The sequence below is a fragment of the Pseudomonas kilonensis genome, from assembly GCF_001269885.1.
GTDB classification, from domain to species: domain Bacteria; phylum Pseudomonadota; class Gammaproteobacteria; order Pseudomonadales; family Pseudomonadaceae; genus Aquipseudomonas; species Aquipseudomonas kilonensis.
Map to the genome: position 1 here is coordinate 16,652 of NZ_LHVH01000025.1, position 18,799 is coordinate 35,450.

Genomic DNA, 18,799 nt, shown 5'->3' on the forward strand with positions numbered 1-18,799 from the left:
TTAAGCCGCCTGCGCCACGCAGTGCTCGATCAACGCTTCCAGTTCTTCCTGGTACGCACGCATCAAGCCCTCGACAGTCTCGGCACGGTAGCGGCGGGTGCTGAAGATGCAACGCAGCGCCAGGCGCCCGTCGTACACCTGCCCCACCACTTCCAGCCAGTTGCCCAGCGCGGCATGGGGGCTGTAGCAACTGCCGTAGCTTTCCGCCGCCGGCACCAGCAATGCCTTGTCATCGAAGCTCTGGTCGAACTGCCCCAGGTAGTTGAACGTCACCCGTGCCTGAGGCGCACGCCCCAAGGTGGCGGCCATTGGCTCGCCGCTCATGTAGCGCAACACGCCGTAGCCCAAGCCCTTGTTCGGCACCGCGGCCAATTGCCGTTGCACCGCCCGCACCGACGTGCCGATATCGGCTTCAGGGTTCGGGGCCAGGCGCACCGGGAACATGCTGGTGAACCAGCCCAGGCTGCGGCTCAGGTCGATGTCCTTGAGCAGGTCCTCGCGACCATGCCCCTCCAACTGGATCAGCACCGAAGGCTGCTGGCTCCAACGGCACAACACCCGGCTCAGCGCCGCCAGCAACACGTCATTGATCTGCGTCTGGTAGACCGCCGGCACTTGTTTGAGCAACTGCTGGGTGTGCTGCTCCGACAGGCTCATGTGCGCGACCGACTGGTACTGCACCTGGTTCTTGCCCCGCAAGTTGTCACACGGCAACTCGCTGCCCGGTTGGTCGATCTGTTCCAGCCACCAGGCTTTTTCCTGCGCCGGATAATCCAGCGCATAGGCTTGCAGGCCCTCGGCCCAGGCCCGGTAGCTGCTGGTGCGAATCGGCAGGTTCGGCGCCTGGCCTTCACTGTAGGCCGTATAAGCCGTCTGCAAATCCTGCAGCAGCAAACGCCACGACACCGTGTCGATGACCAGGTGATGAATGACCATCAGCACGCGAATTTCACCGTTGCCCAAGGTCACCTGTGCCGTGCGCCACACCGGGCCGTTGTGCAGATCGAGGCTGCGTTGCACCTGTTCGGCGTACAACTCCAGCTCGGCTTCATCGGCCACGCTGTGCTGCCACAACAAGGGTTCGCTGGCCCACTGCGCCTGCATTTCTGCCAACGCCTGGTAATGCTGCAGATGACGCCCGCCAACTTCGCTGAAGCGCAGGCGCAAGGCGTCGTGCTGCTGCATCATGCCGCGCAATGCCAATTCCAGTGCCGTCAGGTTCAACCCCTGGCGGGCCCGCAGCATCAGTGCCTGGTTGTAGTGATGGGGTTCGTTCATGCGCTGGTCGAACCACCACTGCTGGATCGGAATCAGGTTGAACTGTCCTTCGGCGGCCACCTGGGTCACATCCTCGGCCGTCATGGCGAGCGTGTTCGAACGCTGGTCGAAAATCGCCTCGATGGTCTGGCCGCGCATCAGGTCCCGCAGCTTGAGCTCCATCTTCAGCTCGCCATGGTTGCGCACCCGCGAGACCACTTGCAGGCTGAGGATCGAGTCACCGCCCAACTCGAAGAAATTGTCGGTGATGCCCACCCGCTCGACTTGCAACACATCAGCCCAGACCTCGGCCAACAGTTGCTCATCGCGGTTGCGCCCCGGCACATACTCGGCGCCCTTGAACTCCGGCTCCGGCAGGGCCTGGCGATCGAGCTTACCGTTTGGCGTGACCGGCAACGCCTCCAGGCAGATAACCTGGGCCGGCACCATGTAGTCCGGCAATTGCACCCGCAGTTCAGCCTTGAGCCGATCGCCGATGGCCACACCGTCGGGGGTGACCACGTAGCCGATCAGTTGCTTGCCCGAGGCGCTGTCGCGGGCGATCACCAACGCATCGCTGACATCGTCCAGTTGCCGCAGGCTGGCCTCGACTTCCCCCAGTTCGATGCGGAAGCCCCGCACCTTGATCTGGTGGTCGATACGCCCGACGTAATCGAGCACGCCGTCGGCGCGCTGGCGCACCAGGTCGCCGCTGCGGTACAGGCGATCGCCCGGCTGGCCGAATGGGTCCGGCACGAAGCGCTCGGCACTCAGGTCCGGGCGACGATGATAACCACGGGCGATGCCCGCGCCACCGATGTACAACTCGCCGGCAATGCCCGGCGGCAACGGGTTGAGGTGGTCATCGAGCACATACAAGGCGCGCTCGCCCACCGCACGCCCGATCGGCGCGTAGGCGGCTTCGCAACGTTCGCTGGCCGGCACCTTCCACAGCATGGGGGTGACCACGGTTTCCGTCGGGCCGTAGCCGTTGGTGAAGAATTGCGGACGCAGCGCTGCCTTCACCTGCTCGAAGGTCTGGTCCGGCACCGCATCGCCACCGAAGCAGTACACCCGCACTGGCGGTGGCGCCAGTGGGCTGTTGGCGGCGAATTCGGCCAGTTGCTTGAGGTAGGCCGGCGGGAAGCAGGCGATGGTAATGCCATGGCGGTGCAAGGCGTCGAAGGTCTGCTCCGGCGTCCACAGCGCGCCGTCGCGAATCACCAGGGTGCCGCCGCGCAGCAACGTGCTCAACCAGCGTTCATGGGCGCCGTCGAAGGCGAACGACATGAAATGCAGCTCACGAGTGTGCTCGTCCATGTCATACAGCCCGGCGATGGCCTGGCAATGCATGCTCATCGGCCCGTGCGCCACGGCGACGCCTTTGGGTCGACCGGTGGAACCCGAGGTGTAGATCAGGTAGGCCAGGTTGCCGCCGAGCAAACCGCTACGCGGCGGCTGATCGCTGTAGCCACGGCTGTCGAAACCGTCGATGGCCAGGCGCGCCAAGCCGTCGAGATCCGGCAAGCGCCCCTGTACCCGGCTGTGGGTCAGCAACAGCGCCATGGCCGAATCTTCGATCATGAACGCCAGGCGCTCGGGTGGATAATCGATGTCCAGCGGCACATACGCCGAGCCGCTTTTCATCACTGCCAGCAGCGCCACGACCATGTCCACCGAACGCTCCAGGGCCACGCCGACCACCACTTCCGGGCCGGCGCCGAGTTCGATCAAGCGGTGGGCCAGGCGGTTGGCCCGGCGCTCCAGCTCGCCATAGTCCAGCGCGTCGTCGCCACACACCAGCGCCGTGGCCTGCGGACGCGACTGGGCATGGCGGCCAATCAGTTCCGGCAACAGCTGCGGCTGATAGTCGCCTTTCGGCGCCGCGCTCCATTGTTCGAAGGCCTGCCACTCTTGCACCGACAAACGTTGCAGATTGCCCAGGCGCGCGTGGGGTGCATGGATCATCGCTTCCAGGGTGTCTTCCATGGTCCGGCGGATGCGCTCCACCGCTTCGACGCTGAAGGCGTTGCGCAGGAACAGGTACTCGATGGACAGCGTTTCGCCCAGGTTGACCGCCAGGTCCATCGGGAAGTTGGTCACGTCATGATTGCGCGACTCGCCGAAGCTCAGGCCGGTGTCCTGCTGGTCGCCCAGGCGTTCGTCGATGGGGTAGTTCTCGAACACGATGATACTGTCGAACAAGCCCTGCCCGCCCAGGCCCGACCAGCGCTGGATGTCCGCCAGTGGCGCATGGGAATGCTCACGAAGGTCGAGGTTGTAGGCCTGCAACTGTTGCAGCCATTGATCCAGTGGCTGCTCGGGGTCCAGGGTCTGGATCACCGGCAAGGTGTTGATGAACAGGCCGAGAATGTTGTCGGCGTTGACCAGCCCCGCCGGACGCCCGGCGACGGTGGCGCCGAAGACCACGGTGTCCTGCCCGGTAAAGCGTTGCAGCAACAGCAGCCACGCCCCTTGGATCAAGGTATTCGGGGTGATCTGCAAGGCGCGACAGGCCTGTTGCAGGCGAGCGGTCTGCGTCACGTCCCAGCGCGAATACAGCGCCTCGTGCCCCGGCAATGCCTCGACATGCCGTGGGAACATCGCCTGGTTGAGAGAGGTCGCCTGTTCCAGGGCGTCGAGGCGGCTGCGCCAGAAGCGTTCCAGCGCACCCTGGTCCTGGCGTTGCAGCCATTCGATGAACTCGCGGTAGCGACCGTTGCGGCTGGGCACCTGCCCGTGGGCGTAGAACTGCAACACTTCACCGAACAACCGCGAACTGCTCCAGCCATCCATGAGGATGTGGTGGCAGGTCCAGATCATCTGATAGCGATCATCGTCCAGGCGCAGCAACAGCACCCGTTGCAGGGGCGCGCGGCTCAAGTCGAAACCGGCCAGGTAATCGGCAGTCGCCCGGGCGCTGATCGCCTGCTCGCTGATGTCCTGTCCACGCCAGTCTTCGACCTGCAACGGCAACTCAACCTGGCGATGGACGATTTGCACCGGTGCGCTCAAGCCATCCTGCCAGTGGAAACTGGTGCGCAGGATGTCCTCGCGCTCGATCACCGAGGTCCAGGCCCGGGCGAAACGCTCCGTGTCCAGGCCATGCACCGGCAGGCAGATCTGGTTGATGTACAAGCCGGAGCTGTCGTCGGCCAGGGTATGGAACAGCATGCCGTCCTGCATCGGCGACAGCGGATAGATGTCCTCCACCTGCGCCACCGGCACCGGCAGGCCGTTGAGTTGCGCCTGGCTCAGGCGCGCCAGCGGGAAGTCGGAAGGTGTCAGGCCCAAGTGCCCGTCGGTGCAGCAATGGTCGATCAGTTGCTGCAACGCCACCGCGTAGGCATCGGCCAACTGCTGGAGCGTGGCCTCGTCGAAGACATCGCCACTGAAGGTCCAATCGAGGGACAACTGACCATTGAAGATCCGACCATCGATGGTCAGCCAGTTGCCCAGCGCCACATCATCGCCATGCCCTGCGCCACTGCCCTCCTCACTCGGCACGAACAGCGCCTGCTCATCGAAGCTCTGGTCGAATTGCCCCAGGTAGTTGAAGGTGATGCGCGCTGGCGGCAGTTTTGCCAACCGCTGTTGGACCGCTTCGGCACCGAGGTAACGCAGCACGCCATAGCCCAAGCCCTTGTTCGGCACTGCGCGCAGTTGTTCCTTGACCCGCTTGATCGACTCGGCAGGATCGCTCGCCGGCGTCAGCAACACCGGGAACAGGCTGGTGAACCAACCGACGGTGCGGCTCAGGTCGATGCCCTCGAACAGTTCTTCGCGGCCATGGCCTTCGAGTTGCACCAGGCAGGCCGGTTGCCCGGTCCATTGGCAGACCACTTGCGCCAGTGCGCTGAGCAGCAAATCGTTGACCTGGGTGCGATAGGCCGTCGGCGCTTGCTTGAGCAAACGCTGGGTCTGGTTGGCATCCAGGCGCGTGCTCACCGAACGACCATGGGCCGCGGCCTGGCTGCCCTCGGGACGGGCCCGTGGCAACGGCGGCAAGGGCTGGTCCAGTTGCCCGACCCAGTAATCCAGTTCCTTGTTCAGGGTTTCGCTGTGGGCGTAGTCCTGCAACCGGGCGGCCCAGGCCTTGAACGCCGTGGACTTGCCCGGCAAGGCCGGCGCCTGGTTCGCCCGCAGTTGGCGATAGACGTTTTGCAGGTCTTCCAGCAGCACCCGCCACGACACGCCGTCCATGACCAGGTGATGAATCGCCAGGTGCAGGCGCGAACTGCCGTCCTGCACCGCGATCAGGCTGCAACGCAGCAACGGGCCGTGTTGCAGGTCGAGGCTGCGTTGCGCCTGGTCGGCGATGGCAATGATCCCGGCGGCGTCCTGCGCGGTGCGCTGCCAAATCTCCAGGGGCTGCTCATCCATGGCCTGATGGCTGGCGTGCCATCGGCCATCGTCGGCCTGGGTGAACCGCAGGCGCAGGGCATCGTGATGGGCCACCACGTGAGCGAGGGCCTGTTGCAGGTGCGCGATGTCCAGCGGTTCGCGCGGGGTCAGCAGGACCGATTGGTTCCAGTGGTCGCGGTGCGGGATATCGCTGGCGAAGAACCCGTGCTGCATCGGCACCAGCGGGCTGTCGCCGGTGACCGGCTCCTGGTCGATCAGCGCTTCATCGGCCGCCGTGGCGACCCGCGCCAGGGCCTGGATGTTCTGGTGCAGGAACAGGTCCTTGGGGGTCAGGCCAATGCCTTGGGCACGTGCCCGGCTGACCACTTGGATCGAGTTGATCGAGTCGCCGCCCAGGGCGAAGAAGTTGTCGGCGGTGCCCACCCGCTCGACGCCGAGCACCCCTTGCCAGATCTGCACCAGCGTCCGCTCGATGGCGTTGACCGGTGCGGTGAACGCCTCCTGGCGCTCGGCCAGGTCCGGCGCCGGCAGCGCCTTGCGGTCGAGCTTGCCGTTCGGGCTCAGTGGCATGTGTTCCAGGCGGGTCAGGTGCGTCGGCACCATGTGTTCCGGCAGGCTCAGGCGCAAATGGGCCAGGAGCGCTTCACGCAATTGCGTCCAATCGCCGATTGCCTCGGCCTGGGCGACCACGTAGCCGCTCAGCACCTTGCCACTGCGGCTGTCCTGGGCCACCACCACCGCTTCGCGCACCGCCCCGTGTTCGAGCAAGCGTGCTTCGATTTCCCCCAACTCGATACGGAACCCGCGGACCTTCACCTGATGGTCGATCCGACCGATGTAGTCGATCACCCCGTCCGGACGATAGCGCGCCAGGTCACCGGTGCGGTACAGCCGCTCCCCGGCCACGAACGGGCTGGCGACGAAACGCTCGGCCGTCAGTTCGGGACGACGGTGATAACCGCGGGCCAGCCCCTGGCCGCTGAGGTACAGCTCGCCGTTGACGCCGCTCGGTACCGGGTTCAGCTCATCGTCGAGGATGTAGGTCATCAGGTTGGCAATCGGCTCGCCAATCGGCACCGCATCGCGCCCTTCGTCACGGCAGGTCCAATGGGTCACGTCGATGGCCGCTTCGGTCGGACCGTAGAGGTTATACAACCGGGCATTGGGCAACTTGGCGAACACCTGTTGCTGGGCATCCACCGGCAAGGCTTCGCCGCTGCAGACGATGCGAGTCAGGCTGGTGCAACGGCTGACGTTGGCGTCGAGCACGAACGCTTGCAGCATCGACGGCACGAAATGCAGGGTGGTGATGGTTTCCCGTTCGATCAGGCTGACCAGTTTTTGCGGGTCACGATGATCGCCCGGTGCCGCGACGACCAGGCGCACGCCGGTCATCAACGGCCAGAAGAACTCCCAGACCGACACGTCGAAACTGAACGGTGTCTTCTGCAGGACGCTGTCACCGGCCCCCAGGCCATAGGCCTGTTGCATCCAGCACAAGCGGTTGGTCAGCGCGCCATGGCTGTTGCCAGCGCCCTTGGGCTTGCCGGTGGAGCCGGAGGTGTAGATCACGTAGGCGAGGTGTTCCGCATCCAACCGCGTCACGGGCGTCTCGCAGCTATAGCCGTCGAGCCAGTCGCCCTCCTGGTCCAATACCAGCGTGTTAACGCAAATTCCTGTGGGATCGAGCCTGTGGGAGCAAAGCTTGCTCGCGATAGCATCGGCACACCCACCATCACAATTGACTGAACTACCGCCATCGCGAGCAAGCTTTGCTCCCACAGGCTCGCTCCCACAGGGTGCCGAGAATTGATTGAGCAATGAGCTCTGGGTCAGCAGCAGCTCGATGCCACTGTCCTCGATCATGTAGGCCAGGCGTTCCGGCGGGTAGTCCGGGTCCAGCGGCACGTAGGCGCCACCGGCCTTGAGGATCGCCAGCAGGCCAACGACCATTTCCACGCTGCGCTGCACCGAGATGCCCACCAGCACATCCGGGCCGACGCCGCGGGCGATCAAGGCGTGGGCCAACGGGTTGGCGCGGGCGTTGAGCTGGGCATAGCTCAGCGACTGCCCTTCGAATACCAGCGCCTCGGCGTGGGGGTCACGCTCGACCTGGGCTTCGATCAACTGATGCACCGGGAGATGGTTCGGGTAATCGGCGTAGGTGCGGTTCCAGTCCTCGACGATCAAGCGCCGCTGCGCCCCGTCCAGCATCGGCAGTTCGGCGATGCGCTGCGTCGGGTTGGCAACGATGGCGCGCAACAGGTTCAGCCAGTGCTCGCCGAGGCGGGCGATGGTGCTCGGTTCGAACAAGTCGCTGGCATAGGTCAGCGCGGCGCTGAGGCCATCGGCGTATTCAAAAGTGTCCAGGGTCAGGTCGAATTGCGCAGTGCCTGAGTCCCAGGTCAGTGGCTCCAGGCTCAGGCCCGGCAACGCCGACAGGTCCCGGCGGGCATCGCTGGCATGGTTGAACATCACCTGGAACAACGGCGTGTGGCTCAGGTTACGCGCTGGCTCGAGCCGTTCCACCAATTGTTCGAACGGCAGGTCCTGGTGGGCCTGGGCGCCGAGGGCGCGTTGCTTGACCTGATCGAGCAACTGGTCGAACCGCAGGTTGCCGTCGATGTCGGCCTTGAGCACCTGGGTGTTGACGAAGAAGCCCAGCAGGCGCTCGGTTTCCACCCGGTTGCGGTTGGCGATCGGCACGCCGACGCGGATGTCGTCCTGGCCGCTGTAGCGGTGCAGCAAGGTCTGGAAGCCGGCGAGCAAGAGCATGAACAGCGTGCTGTTGTGCTGCTGGGCCAGGCGCTTGAGGCCTTCGGCCAGGGCCGGTTCGAGGGCGATGGGCAGCCGGGCGCCACGGTAGCTTTGCTGGGCCGGGCGCGGATGGTCGGTCGGCAGTTCGAGAATCGGTTGCTCGCCGCCCAACTGCGCGATCCAGTAGTCGAGTTGACGCTGCTGCTCCCCCGCCGCCAGCCAATGCCGCTGCCAGTGGCCGTAGTCGGCGTACTGGATCGGCAGCGGCGCCAGTTCCACCGCCTGGCCCTGGCTGAAACCTGCGTACAACTGCAGCAGGTCGTCGACCATGATCTGCATCGACCAGGCATCGGAGACAATGTGGTGCTGGGTCAGGATCAGTACATGGTCATCAGCCCCCAATTGCAGCCACTTGACCCGCAGCAACGGACCGCGCTGCAAATCGAACAGTTTTCGGGTTTCGGCTTCGATCAGGCTACGCAAGGCCTGTTCATCGATCCCGGCCTCGACCGATTCGGTCGCCAGGGCCAGCGGTGCCGGTTCGTCGATCACTTGCAGGGGGCGCTCGTTATCGAGCACGAAGCGGGTCCGCAGGCTCTCGTGACGTGCCACCAGTGCATCGAAGCTCCGTTGCAACGCGCCACGGTCGAGGGCACCGCGCAAACGCAGCGCTGCGGGAATGTGATAGGCGCTGCTGGTGGGTTCCAGTTGCCAGAGGAACCACTGCCGTTGCTGGGCGAACGAGAGCGCCAGCGGCTGGTCGCGAGCAATGCGTGGGATGCTCGCTTCATCGTGCGCCGATGCCGTGCCCATGGCCTCGACAAACGCCCGCAGGCTGTGATGGGCGAACAACAGGCGCAACGGCACTTGGATACTCAGTTGCTGGCGAATCCTCGACATCACCTGGGTGGCGAGCAAGGAATGGCCGCCCAGTTCGAAGAAGTTGTCGTCCAGGCCGACCCGCTGGACCTTGAGGATATCGGCCCAGATCGTCGCCACCGCCTGCTGCGTGGGCGTCTGCGGCGCGACATAAGTTTTCTGCCACTGGCTGGCATCGGGCTTGGGCAACTGCTTGCGATCCAGCTTGCCGTTGGGCGTCAGCGGGAAGCGCGGCAACAGCACCACGTGGGACGGCACCATGTAGTCGGGCAGGTTGACCTTGAGCCGTGCGCTGAGGCTGTCGCGCAGGCCGCTCTGGGCGGCGGCGTCCAGGTCATTCAGTTCGGCGACTGGAACGATGTACGCCACCAACGCCTGGCCGCCTGGCGCGTCCTGGGCCAGCACCGCCGCTTCGCGCACGCTGTCCTGTTCCAGCAGGCGCGCCTCGATCTCTCCCAACTCGATGCGAAAACCGCGGATCTTCACTTGATGGTCGATGCGCCCGAGGTATTCGAGGAGGCCGTCGGCACGCTGGCGCGCCAGGTCACCGGTGCGATACAGACGCTCGCCGGCGACAAACGGATGGGGCACGAAACGTTCGGCGGTCAGCGCCGGGCGCTGGAAATAACCACGGGCCAAGCCTTCGCCGCCGATCAGCAATTCCCCGGCCACGCCATAAGGCACCGGCATCAGGTCGGCACCGACAATGTACAGCGTGGTGTTGTCGATGGGCCCGCCGATCCACGGTTGTACGGCCTGGGTCTGCAACGGGTGCAAGGCCGACCAGATGGTGGTTTCCGTCGGGCCATAGAGGTTCCACACTTCACCGCCGAGGGCGAGCATGCGCACGGCCAGTTCCCGGGGCAACGCCTCGCCACCGCACAGGCATTTGCAGCCACGCAGACCCTGGGCGTTTTCATTGTCCAGCAACATGCGCCAGGTCGACGGCGTAGCTTGCAGCACATTGACCTGCTCGGCCGCGATCAATGCCAACACCGCGTACGGGTCCTGGGCGACGTGCTGGCCGGTCAGCACGATGCATGCGCCGACCATCAGCGGCACGTAGATCTCCAGGCCGAAAATATCGAACGAGAACGTGGTCAGCGACAACGCCCGGTCCTGGGCCGTCATGCCCGGTGCCTTGGCCATGCTCGCGACGAAGTTGGTCAGCGCGCCGTGGCGCACCATTACGCCCTTGGGCTTGCCGGTGGAGCCGGAGGTGTAGATCGCGTAGGCCAGGTGCTCCGCATCCAGGCGCGTCGCCGGCGCCTCGCAGCTATAGCCGTCGAGCCAGTCACCCTCCTGGTCCAACACCAATGTCTTAACGCCAACCCCGGCCCCTGTGGGAGCGAGCCCGTGGGAGCAAAGCTTGCTCGCGATAGCGTCGGCACACCCACCATCACCATTGACTGAACTACCGCCATCGCGAGCAAGCTTTGCTCCCACAGGCTCGCTCCCACAGGACAGCGGTAGCTGGTTGAGCAACGAGCTTTGGGTCAGCAGCAGCTCGATGCCGCTGTCTTCGATCATGTACGCCAGGCGGTCCTGGGGGAACGCCGGGTCCAGCGGCAGGTAGGCGCCGCCGGCCTTGAGAATCGCCAGCAGGCCCACCAGCATGTGCGCGCTGCGCTCCACGGCAATGCCCACAAGGACATCGGAGGTCACACCAAGGCTCTGCAGTTTCCCCGCCAGTTGATTGGCCCGGGCATTGAGTTGACCGTAGCTCCAGCGCTCGCCGTCGATCACCAGCGCCGGGGCGTCCGGGGTCCGCGCCGCTTGCCTTTCGAACAGTTGATGGACAAAACCCGCCTCGGGCGCTGGCGCCGCGGTGCGCTGGCTGTCGTCGAGCAGGGCCAGGCGCTCGGCCGCGTCGAGCAGCGGCAATTCACCGATACGCTGCCCCGGGTCGGCCACGATGGCCCGCAACAGGTTCTGCCAATGCCCGGCCATGCGCGCCATCGTCTCGGCGCCAAACAGGTCGGTGGCATAGATCAGTGCAGCCGAAAGGCCTTCGCCATGCTCGACGGTTTCGAGGGTGAGGTCGAATTGTGCCGTGTGAGAATCCCAGCTCAGCCCCTCGACTTTCAAGGCACCGACCGGCCCCTCGCCCGCCGGGCCTTGGGTCCGGTGGTTGAACATCACTTGGAACAGCGGGCTGTGGCTCAGGTTGCGCTCAGGCTGCAACGCTTCGACCAGTTGCTCGAACGGCAGCTCTTGATGGGCCTGGGCGCCCAGGGCTGTCTGTTTCACTTGTTGCAGCAAGGCGCCAAACGCATCCTCGCTCCGCACATCGCTGCCCTGTACCTGGGTGTTGACGAAAAAGCCAATCAGGCGCTCGGTCTCGACCCGGTTGCGGTTGGCCGTCGGCACGCCGACGCGGATATCGTTCTGGCCGCTGTAGCGATGCAGCAGCGCCTGGAACGACGCCAGCAAAATCATGAACAGGCTGACGCCCTCGCGCTGGGCCATGTGCTTGAGGTCGCCGGCCAGTACCGCGTCGATGGCGAGTTCCAGCCGCGCGCCGCGATAGCTCATCACCGCCGGACGGGGGAAGTCGGTCGGCAATTCCAGCACCGGTTGCTGGCCACCCAAGCGTGCGGTCCAGTATTCCAACTGGCGCTCGCGCTCACCCGCTTCCATCCAGTGCCGCTGCCAGATGGCGTAGTCGGCGTACTGGATCGGCAGCGCCGGCAGTTCCGGTGCGTGGCCCTGGCTGAAGGCGGCGTAGCCATTGACCAGTTCCTCGACCATCACCTGCATCGACCAGCCATCGGCAACGATGTGGTGCAAGGTCACGATCAGCACGTGATCATCCGCCGCCAATCGCAGCAGGCGCGTGCGCAGCAGCGGCCCCTGTTGCAGGTCGAAGAGCTGGCGGGTTTCTGCCTCGATCAACTGGCGCAGCTGCGTCTCGTCCGGCAATTGTTCCAGGGTGTCTGCCTGCAAATGCACTGGCGTCGCCGCGTGCACTTGCTGCACGACCTGCTCGCCTTGGATCTGGAAGGTGGTGCGCAGGCTCTCGTGACGCGCCACCAACGCCGTGAAACTCTGCTCCAGCGCAGCGATGTCCAGCGGCCCGCGCAAGCGCAGGGCCGTGGGCATGTGATAGGCCGCGCTGTCGGGGTCCAACTGCCAGAGGAACCATTGTCGTTCCTGGGCAAACGACAGCGACAACGTGTCGAACTCGGCACTGACAGGCGCAATGGGCAGGTTCGCCGGGGAAACGTTCTCTTCGAGCATTTTCTGCAAGTACAAGCGACGTTTTTCCAGCGGCAGCGTTATGAAGCGCCTGGCAATACGTTGTGCGACAGCGGTGTCCATCAAACCTCCTCAAATTCATCGAGCAGCGCTTCAAGCTTGCTCAATTTCGACGTACTCATGGGTTCGCCGGCAGGCTCGAGTTGCGCCACGAACGCGCCGAGCACCGGGAATTGGAAAATCAGTTGCGGGGTCAAGGTCAGGCCCAGTTCCAGTTGCAGGCGCGAGACCGCGCTCACCACCAGCAGCGAATGCCCGCCCAGTTCGAAGAAGTCGTCGCCCAGCCCGACCTGCTCGACCTTGAGCACGTCCTGCCAGATCGCCGCGACCCGGCATTCCAGATCGCTCTGCGGCGCCAGGTAAGCCGATTGCAGGGCACGGGTGTCCGGTGCCGGCAAGGCCTTGCGATCGAGCTTGCCGTTAGGGGTCAGCGGCAAGCGGTCGAGGAAGACCCAGTGGGTCGGCACCATGAAGTCCGGCACCTGGGCCGCCAGTCGCGCCTTGAGTCGGTCGCCCAGGCTGGCCGAGTCCAGGGAGCTGTCCTGGCCGACCAGGTAGGCCACCAGGTTCGGCCCGCTCACGTCGTCCCGCGCCAGCACCACTGCATCGCGCACATCGGCATCGGCTTGCAGGCGCGCTTCGATTTCCCCCAGCTCGATGCGCAAGCCACGGATCTTCACTTGGTGGTCGATCCGGCCGAGGTACTCGATCACACCGTCCGCGCCATAACGCGCCAGGTCACCGGTGCGATACAGGCGACCGCCCGCAACGGGGGCGAACGGATCGGGAATGAAGCGCTCGGCGGACAGTGCCGGTCGCTGGTGGTAACCACGGGCCAGGGAATCACCGGCGATGTGCAACTCGCCGACAGCGCCCACGGCGCAAGGCTGCAACGCCGCATCCAGCACGTAGGTGCGCACGTTATCGATGGGACGGCCGATGGCGATGATTCGCTCGGCGTCGTCTTCGCTGTCGCGCACCACGGCATGGCTACTGGTGTCGATGGTCGCTTCGGTCGGGCCATACAGGTTGCGCAGTTCGCCCTCGAACAGCGCCATGACCTGGCGCGACAGGTGCGCGCTGAGGGCTTCGCCACCGCACAGCAGCAGGCGCAGGGAGACCAGTTGTTCGCGGGTCGCCAGTGGCAGCAAGGCCTGCAACAGCGACGGCGCCATTTGCAGCACGCTGATGCGCCACCGCGCCACGTCGGCCCAAAGGGTGGTCAGGTCGAGGTTCAGGTGCGGGCTGGCGAGCACCAGCTGCGCACCGCTCATCAACGGCAGCCAGAACTCCCACACCGAGGCATCGAAACTGATCGCGGTTTTTTGCAGGACGCGGTCGGCGGTCGTCAGTTTCAAACAACCTTGCATCCACGCCATGTGGTTGCTCAGGGCGGCATGGCGCAAGGTCACGCCCTTGGGCTTGCCGGTGGAGCCGGAGGTGTAGATCACGTAGGCGAGGTTCTCGCCGTCGATGTCCACGCCAGGGTCGCGCTCGCTGTAGCTGGCCAGCCATTGCTCGGGTTGATCCAGCAGCAGCGCGGCCACGGCAGCGTCGCCGAACAGCGGCAGCACAGCGGTTTCAGTGAGCAGCAAGGCGATGCCGCTGTCCTCGACCATGTACGCCAGGCGATCCCGCGGATAGGCCGGGTCCAGCGGCACGTAGGCACCACCGGCCTTGAGCACCGCCAGCAAGCCGACGACCATCTGCACGCTGCGCGACAACGCCAGGCCCACCAATACATCGGGGCCAATGCCGCGTTCGATCAAGCCATGGGCCAGGCGATTGGCCCGGGCATTGAGCTCGGCGTAAGTGAGCGTTTCCTGTTCGCTGACCAGGGCGACCGCGTCGGGGCAGCGTTGGGCCTGGGCTTCGATCCATTGATGCACCAGGCGCCGAGGCGGCTCCACCACCGAAGTGGCGTTCCAGTCGCCCAGCAGCCTGTCGCGGGTCAGCGCATCCAGCAGTTGGATGTCGCCCACGCAACCGCCGGCCGGCAGGCTCACCATTTGCGCGAGCACGTGTGCCACCTGCTCAGCCAGGCGCTCGACGGTGTGTGTAGGGAAAGCAGCATGGGCATAGGTGAAGTGCAGGCTCAGGATGTCAGTTAGATTGACGGCCAGGGTCAACGGGAAATTAGTCTGTTCCTGGCTGGCCACGCTGCCGAAGCTCAAGCCCGAGGGTGCCTGCTCTTGCAGGGCCTGGGACACGGGGTAGTTTTCGAACACCAGCAAGGTGTCGAACAAACCGTCGCCGCCCTGCCCGGCCCAGCGCTGGATCTCGAACAGCGGCGTATGCTCGTGCTCGCGCAAGGCCACGTTCTGGCCCTGGACCTGTTGCAGCAGTTCGCTCAGCGCTTGCTCCGGACGCGGGCTGGCGATGACCGGCAAGGTGTTGATGAACAGGCCGATCTGCTGTTCGACCCCCTTGAGCTCACTCGGACGTCCCGACACGGTGGCGCCGAAGGCCACGGCGGCGTGTCCGGTGTAGTGCTGCAGCAGCAACAGCCAGGTCGCCTGGACGACGGTGTTGAGGGTGACCTTCTGCTGGCGGGCGAACTCGCTCAGGCGTTGGGTCTGCTCGGGCGTCAGGTCGTGATAGTGGCTGGCGTGGCCGCTTTCCAACGTCGATTGCAGCGGCGCGAAACGGGTCTCGGCCAGACGCGTCGGCGCCTCCAGCGGTTGCAGTTGCGCCAGCCAGAAGGTTTCGCTGGCCTGGGCGTCGCGGCCTTGCAGCCAGGCAATGTAGTCCCGATAGCGCCCGGCCGGGCGCGGCAGGGCCTGGCCGTCAGAACGTTGCAGCACCTCGCCGAGCAACTGCGAGTTGCTCCAGCCATCCATCAGGATGTGGTGATGGGTGTAGATCAGGTGATAACGCTGCTCACCCGTGTGCACCAGCACCAGGCGCAGTAACGGAGCGCAGGCCAGGTCGAAGCCCTGCTCGCGTTCGGCATCCGCCCGCACGTCCAGGGCCTGGCGGGCATCGGTGCGGGCGCTCCAGTCCAGCGAAGCGAACGGCACACGCACCTGCTTGTGCACCACCTGCACCGGACGCTCGCTGCCCTGCCAGATAAAACTGCTGCGCAGAATGTCATGGGCATCGACCGCCGCTTGCCAGGCTGCCTCGAACCGCCGTGGGTCGAGGCCTTCGATGTCCAGGCGCATCTGGTTGATGTACTGGCCGCTGCCCGCCTCGTAGAGGCTGTGGAACAACATGCCCTGCTGCATCGGCGCCAGCGGGTAAAGGTCTTCCACCCCGCGCGCCGACAGCGCCAGGCCATCGAGTTGCGCCTGGGTCAGGCCGGCCAGAGGGAAATCCGTTGGCGTCATGCCCTGGCTCGTCGGCTCGCAGCAATGGGCGATCAATAGCGCAAGCTCGCTGGCGTAGTCATCGGCCAATTGCTGGATGGTCGCCGGCTCGAACTGTTGCGCACTGAACGTCCAGCCCAACCGCAGCGCGCCCTCGAACACCTGGCCGTTGAGCGTCAGCCAGTTGCCCAGGGTGGTCAGCGGGCTTTGCTCGTCACCGGCGCTTTCACTGGCCGGGCTGAACAGCGCGCCTTGGTCCTGATCGAAACTGCCGTCGAACTGACCGAGGTAGTTGAACGTGATGCGCGGCACCGGCAGTGCTTCCAGGGCTGCCCGGCTGGCGTCGTCGCCCAAGTAACGCAGCGCACCGAAACCCACGCCTTTGTCGGGAATCGTCCGCAACCCTTGCTTGATCGACTTGATCGAGTCCGCCAGTTCGACGGCCGGCGACAACCGCACCGGGAACAGGCTGGTGAACCACCCCACCGTACGGGTCAGGTCGACATTGGCGAACAGCTCTTCGCGGCCATGGCCTTCGAGCTGCAGCAACAGGCTGTCGTGGCCGGTCCAGCGGCAGATCACCCGGGCCAGGGCCGTGAGCAACAAATCGTTGACCTGGGTGCGATAGGCCGCCGGCGCCTCTTGCAGCAACTGCCGGGTCACGTGCGCGTCGAGCCGTGTATGAACGGTGACGGCCTCGCGGTTTTGCGCGATCGCTTCGGGGTCGAGGCACGGCAGGTCGGTCGGTGCGTCATGCAGTTGCCCTTGCCAATAGGCCAATTGCTGCTGCAGTTCCGCGCTGCGGGCGTGGGCTTGCAACTGCTCGGCAAAGGCCTTGATCGAACTGGTCTTGGCCGGCAATTGCAGCGCTTGGCCGGCGAGCAACTGCTGGTAGGCGATTTGCAGGTCGTCGAACAGAATCCGCCACGACACACCGTCCACCGCCAAGTGATGAACCACCAGCAACAGGCGCTGGCTGCCATCGGTCAAGGTCGCCAGGACGCCGCGCAACAGCGGCCCGGCGTGCAGGTCGAGGCTGCGCTGGGCCTGATTGGCGAGGGTTTCCAGCGCGCTGGCATCGGCCACGTCACGCTGCCACAACAAACCGTTGCTTGCCCAAGCTTGCTGTTGCGCCGCCACCTCACGGTGCTCGGCGCGCCAACCTTCGGCGGTTTCACTGAAGGACAAACGCAAGGCGTCGTGGTGCAGCACCAACGCCTGCAAAGCCTGCTCCAGCACGGGCGCTTGCAGCGCACTGGCCGGTGTCAGCAGCACCGACTGGTTGTAGTGATGACGCTGGGGAATCGCCTCGGCGAAAAACGCCTGTTGGATCGGCAGCAGCGGCGTCGATCCTTGGCTCGGTGTCTGATCGACTGCCGGCGCCTGCCCACCGCTCTGGGCGACGCTCGCCAGCGCCTGCACGGTCTGGTGCTGGAACAAGTCCTTGGGGGTAAAGCGGATGCCCACCTGACGGGCGCGGCTGACCACCTGGATGGAGACAATCGAGTCGCCGCCCAACTCGAAGAAGTTGTCGCTCAAGCCGACCCGCGCCACCTTGAGCACGTCCTGCCAGATCGCGGCGATCTGTTGCTCCAGCTCACTTCGCGGCGCCACGTAATCCTGCTGGACCTGGCTGGCGTCGGCGGTCGTCAGGGCCTTGCGGTCGAGCTTGCCGTTGGCGGTCAGCGGCCATTGTTCGAGGAACAATAGGTGCGTCGGCACCATGTAGTCCGGCAGGTCGGCCTTGAGCTGGGTCTTGATCTCATCACGCTGGCCGGCCGGGTCCTCGCCGATGTGCGCCGGAATGACATAAGCCACCAGTTGCTGGCCACTCGGTCCTTCCTGGGCCAACACCAGTGCTTCGCGCACCGACGCCAGGTCGTTCAGGCGCGCTTCGATCTCGCCCAGTTCGATGCGGAAACCGCGGATCTTCACTTGATGGTCGATACGGCCGACGTACTCGATCACGCCATCGCTGCGGTACTGCGCCAGGTCGCCGGTGCGGTACAGGCGGGCACCGCATTCGCCGAACGGATCAGGGATGAACCGCAATGCGGTGAGGTCGCCGCGATTCAGATAACCACGGGCCAGGCCGGCGCGGCCGACGTACAGTTCACCGATGCAGCCTTTCGGCACTGGGTTGAGGTCGCCGTCCAGCAAGTACCACGACAGGTCGGCAATCGGTTCGCCGATGGGGCTGCTGGCGTCCTGTTCCAGGTCCGCCACTGACAGCGGACGGTAGGTCACGTGCACAGTGGTTTCGGTGATGCCGTACATGTTGATCAACTGCGGCGCCGCATCGCCGAAGCGCTCGAACCACGGGCGCAAGGACTTGACGTCCAGCGCCTCACCGCCGAACACCACGTAGCGCAAGGCGTTGGCCCGGTCATCGGTGCAGGCTTCGTGCATCAGTTGCTTGAACGCCGACGGTGTCTGGTTGAGCACCGTCACCCCGGCATCGCAGAGCAATTCGTGGAACTGCTGCGGTGAACGGCTGATGTCATACGGCACGATCAGTAACTCACCGCCATGCAGCAACGCGCCAAAGATTTCCCAGACCGAGAAGTCGAACGCGTAGGAATGGAACAGGCTCCAGACATCCTGCGCGCCGAAGCTGAACCAGGATTCGGTGGCCTCGAACAGGCGCAGCACGTTGTGGTGCGGCAGCAAGGTACCTTTCGGATTACCGGTGGAGCCGGAGGTGTAGATCACGTAGGCGAGGTTCGCAGCGTCCATTGCTACGTGCGGATCGCTGTCGGTGAAAGCACTGACATCAGCGTCCAACAGCAGCGTCTGCACGCCATCCGGCACTGGCAACTGATCGACCAGGGCCGCTTGGGTCAGCAGCAGTTGAATGCCGCTGTCCTGCATCATGTAGGCCAGACGATCCTGGGGGTAGGTCGGGTCCAGCGGCACGTAGGCGCCGCCGGCCTTGAGGATCGCCAGCAGGCCGACCAGCATGTCGAAGCCCCGCT

Annotated in this window: 2 protein-coding genes (1 of these 2 only partly in view); both read right to left on the bottom strand. The window is 65.0% G+C overall.

Going from position 1 to position 18,799, the window contains the following annotated elements; all coding sequences use genetic code 11:
- Window positions 1–12,579 carry a non-ribosomal peptide synthase/polyketide synthase gene (locus AD662_RS19615; RefSeq protein WP_053189534.1) on the bottom strand — a complete coding sequence of 4,193 codons (12,579 nt, stop codon included), beginning with the start codon at window positions 12,577–12,579 and terminating at the stop codon, window positions 1–3.
- A protein-coding gene (locus AD662_RS19620; protein ID WP_053189536.1) for a non-ribosomal peptide synthetase crosses the window boundary here: on the bottom strand, window positions 12,579–18,799 show its 3' portion. Its footprint extends 4,867 nt past the window's final position; the window shows 6,221 of its 11,088 coding nt (coding positions 4,868–11,088); the start codon falls outside the window, past its right edge; its stop codon occupies window positions 12,579–12,581. The genes AD662_RS19615 and AD662_RS19620 overlap by 1 nt, the downstream gene beginning before the upstream one ends.

Bases quoted from the DNA above. Each gene is read 5' to 3' on its own strand.
- AD662_RS19615 (WP_053189534.1), bottom strand. From the start codon at position 12,579: ATGGACACCGCTGTCGCACAACGTATTGCCAGGCGCTTCATAACGCTG.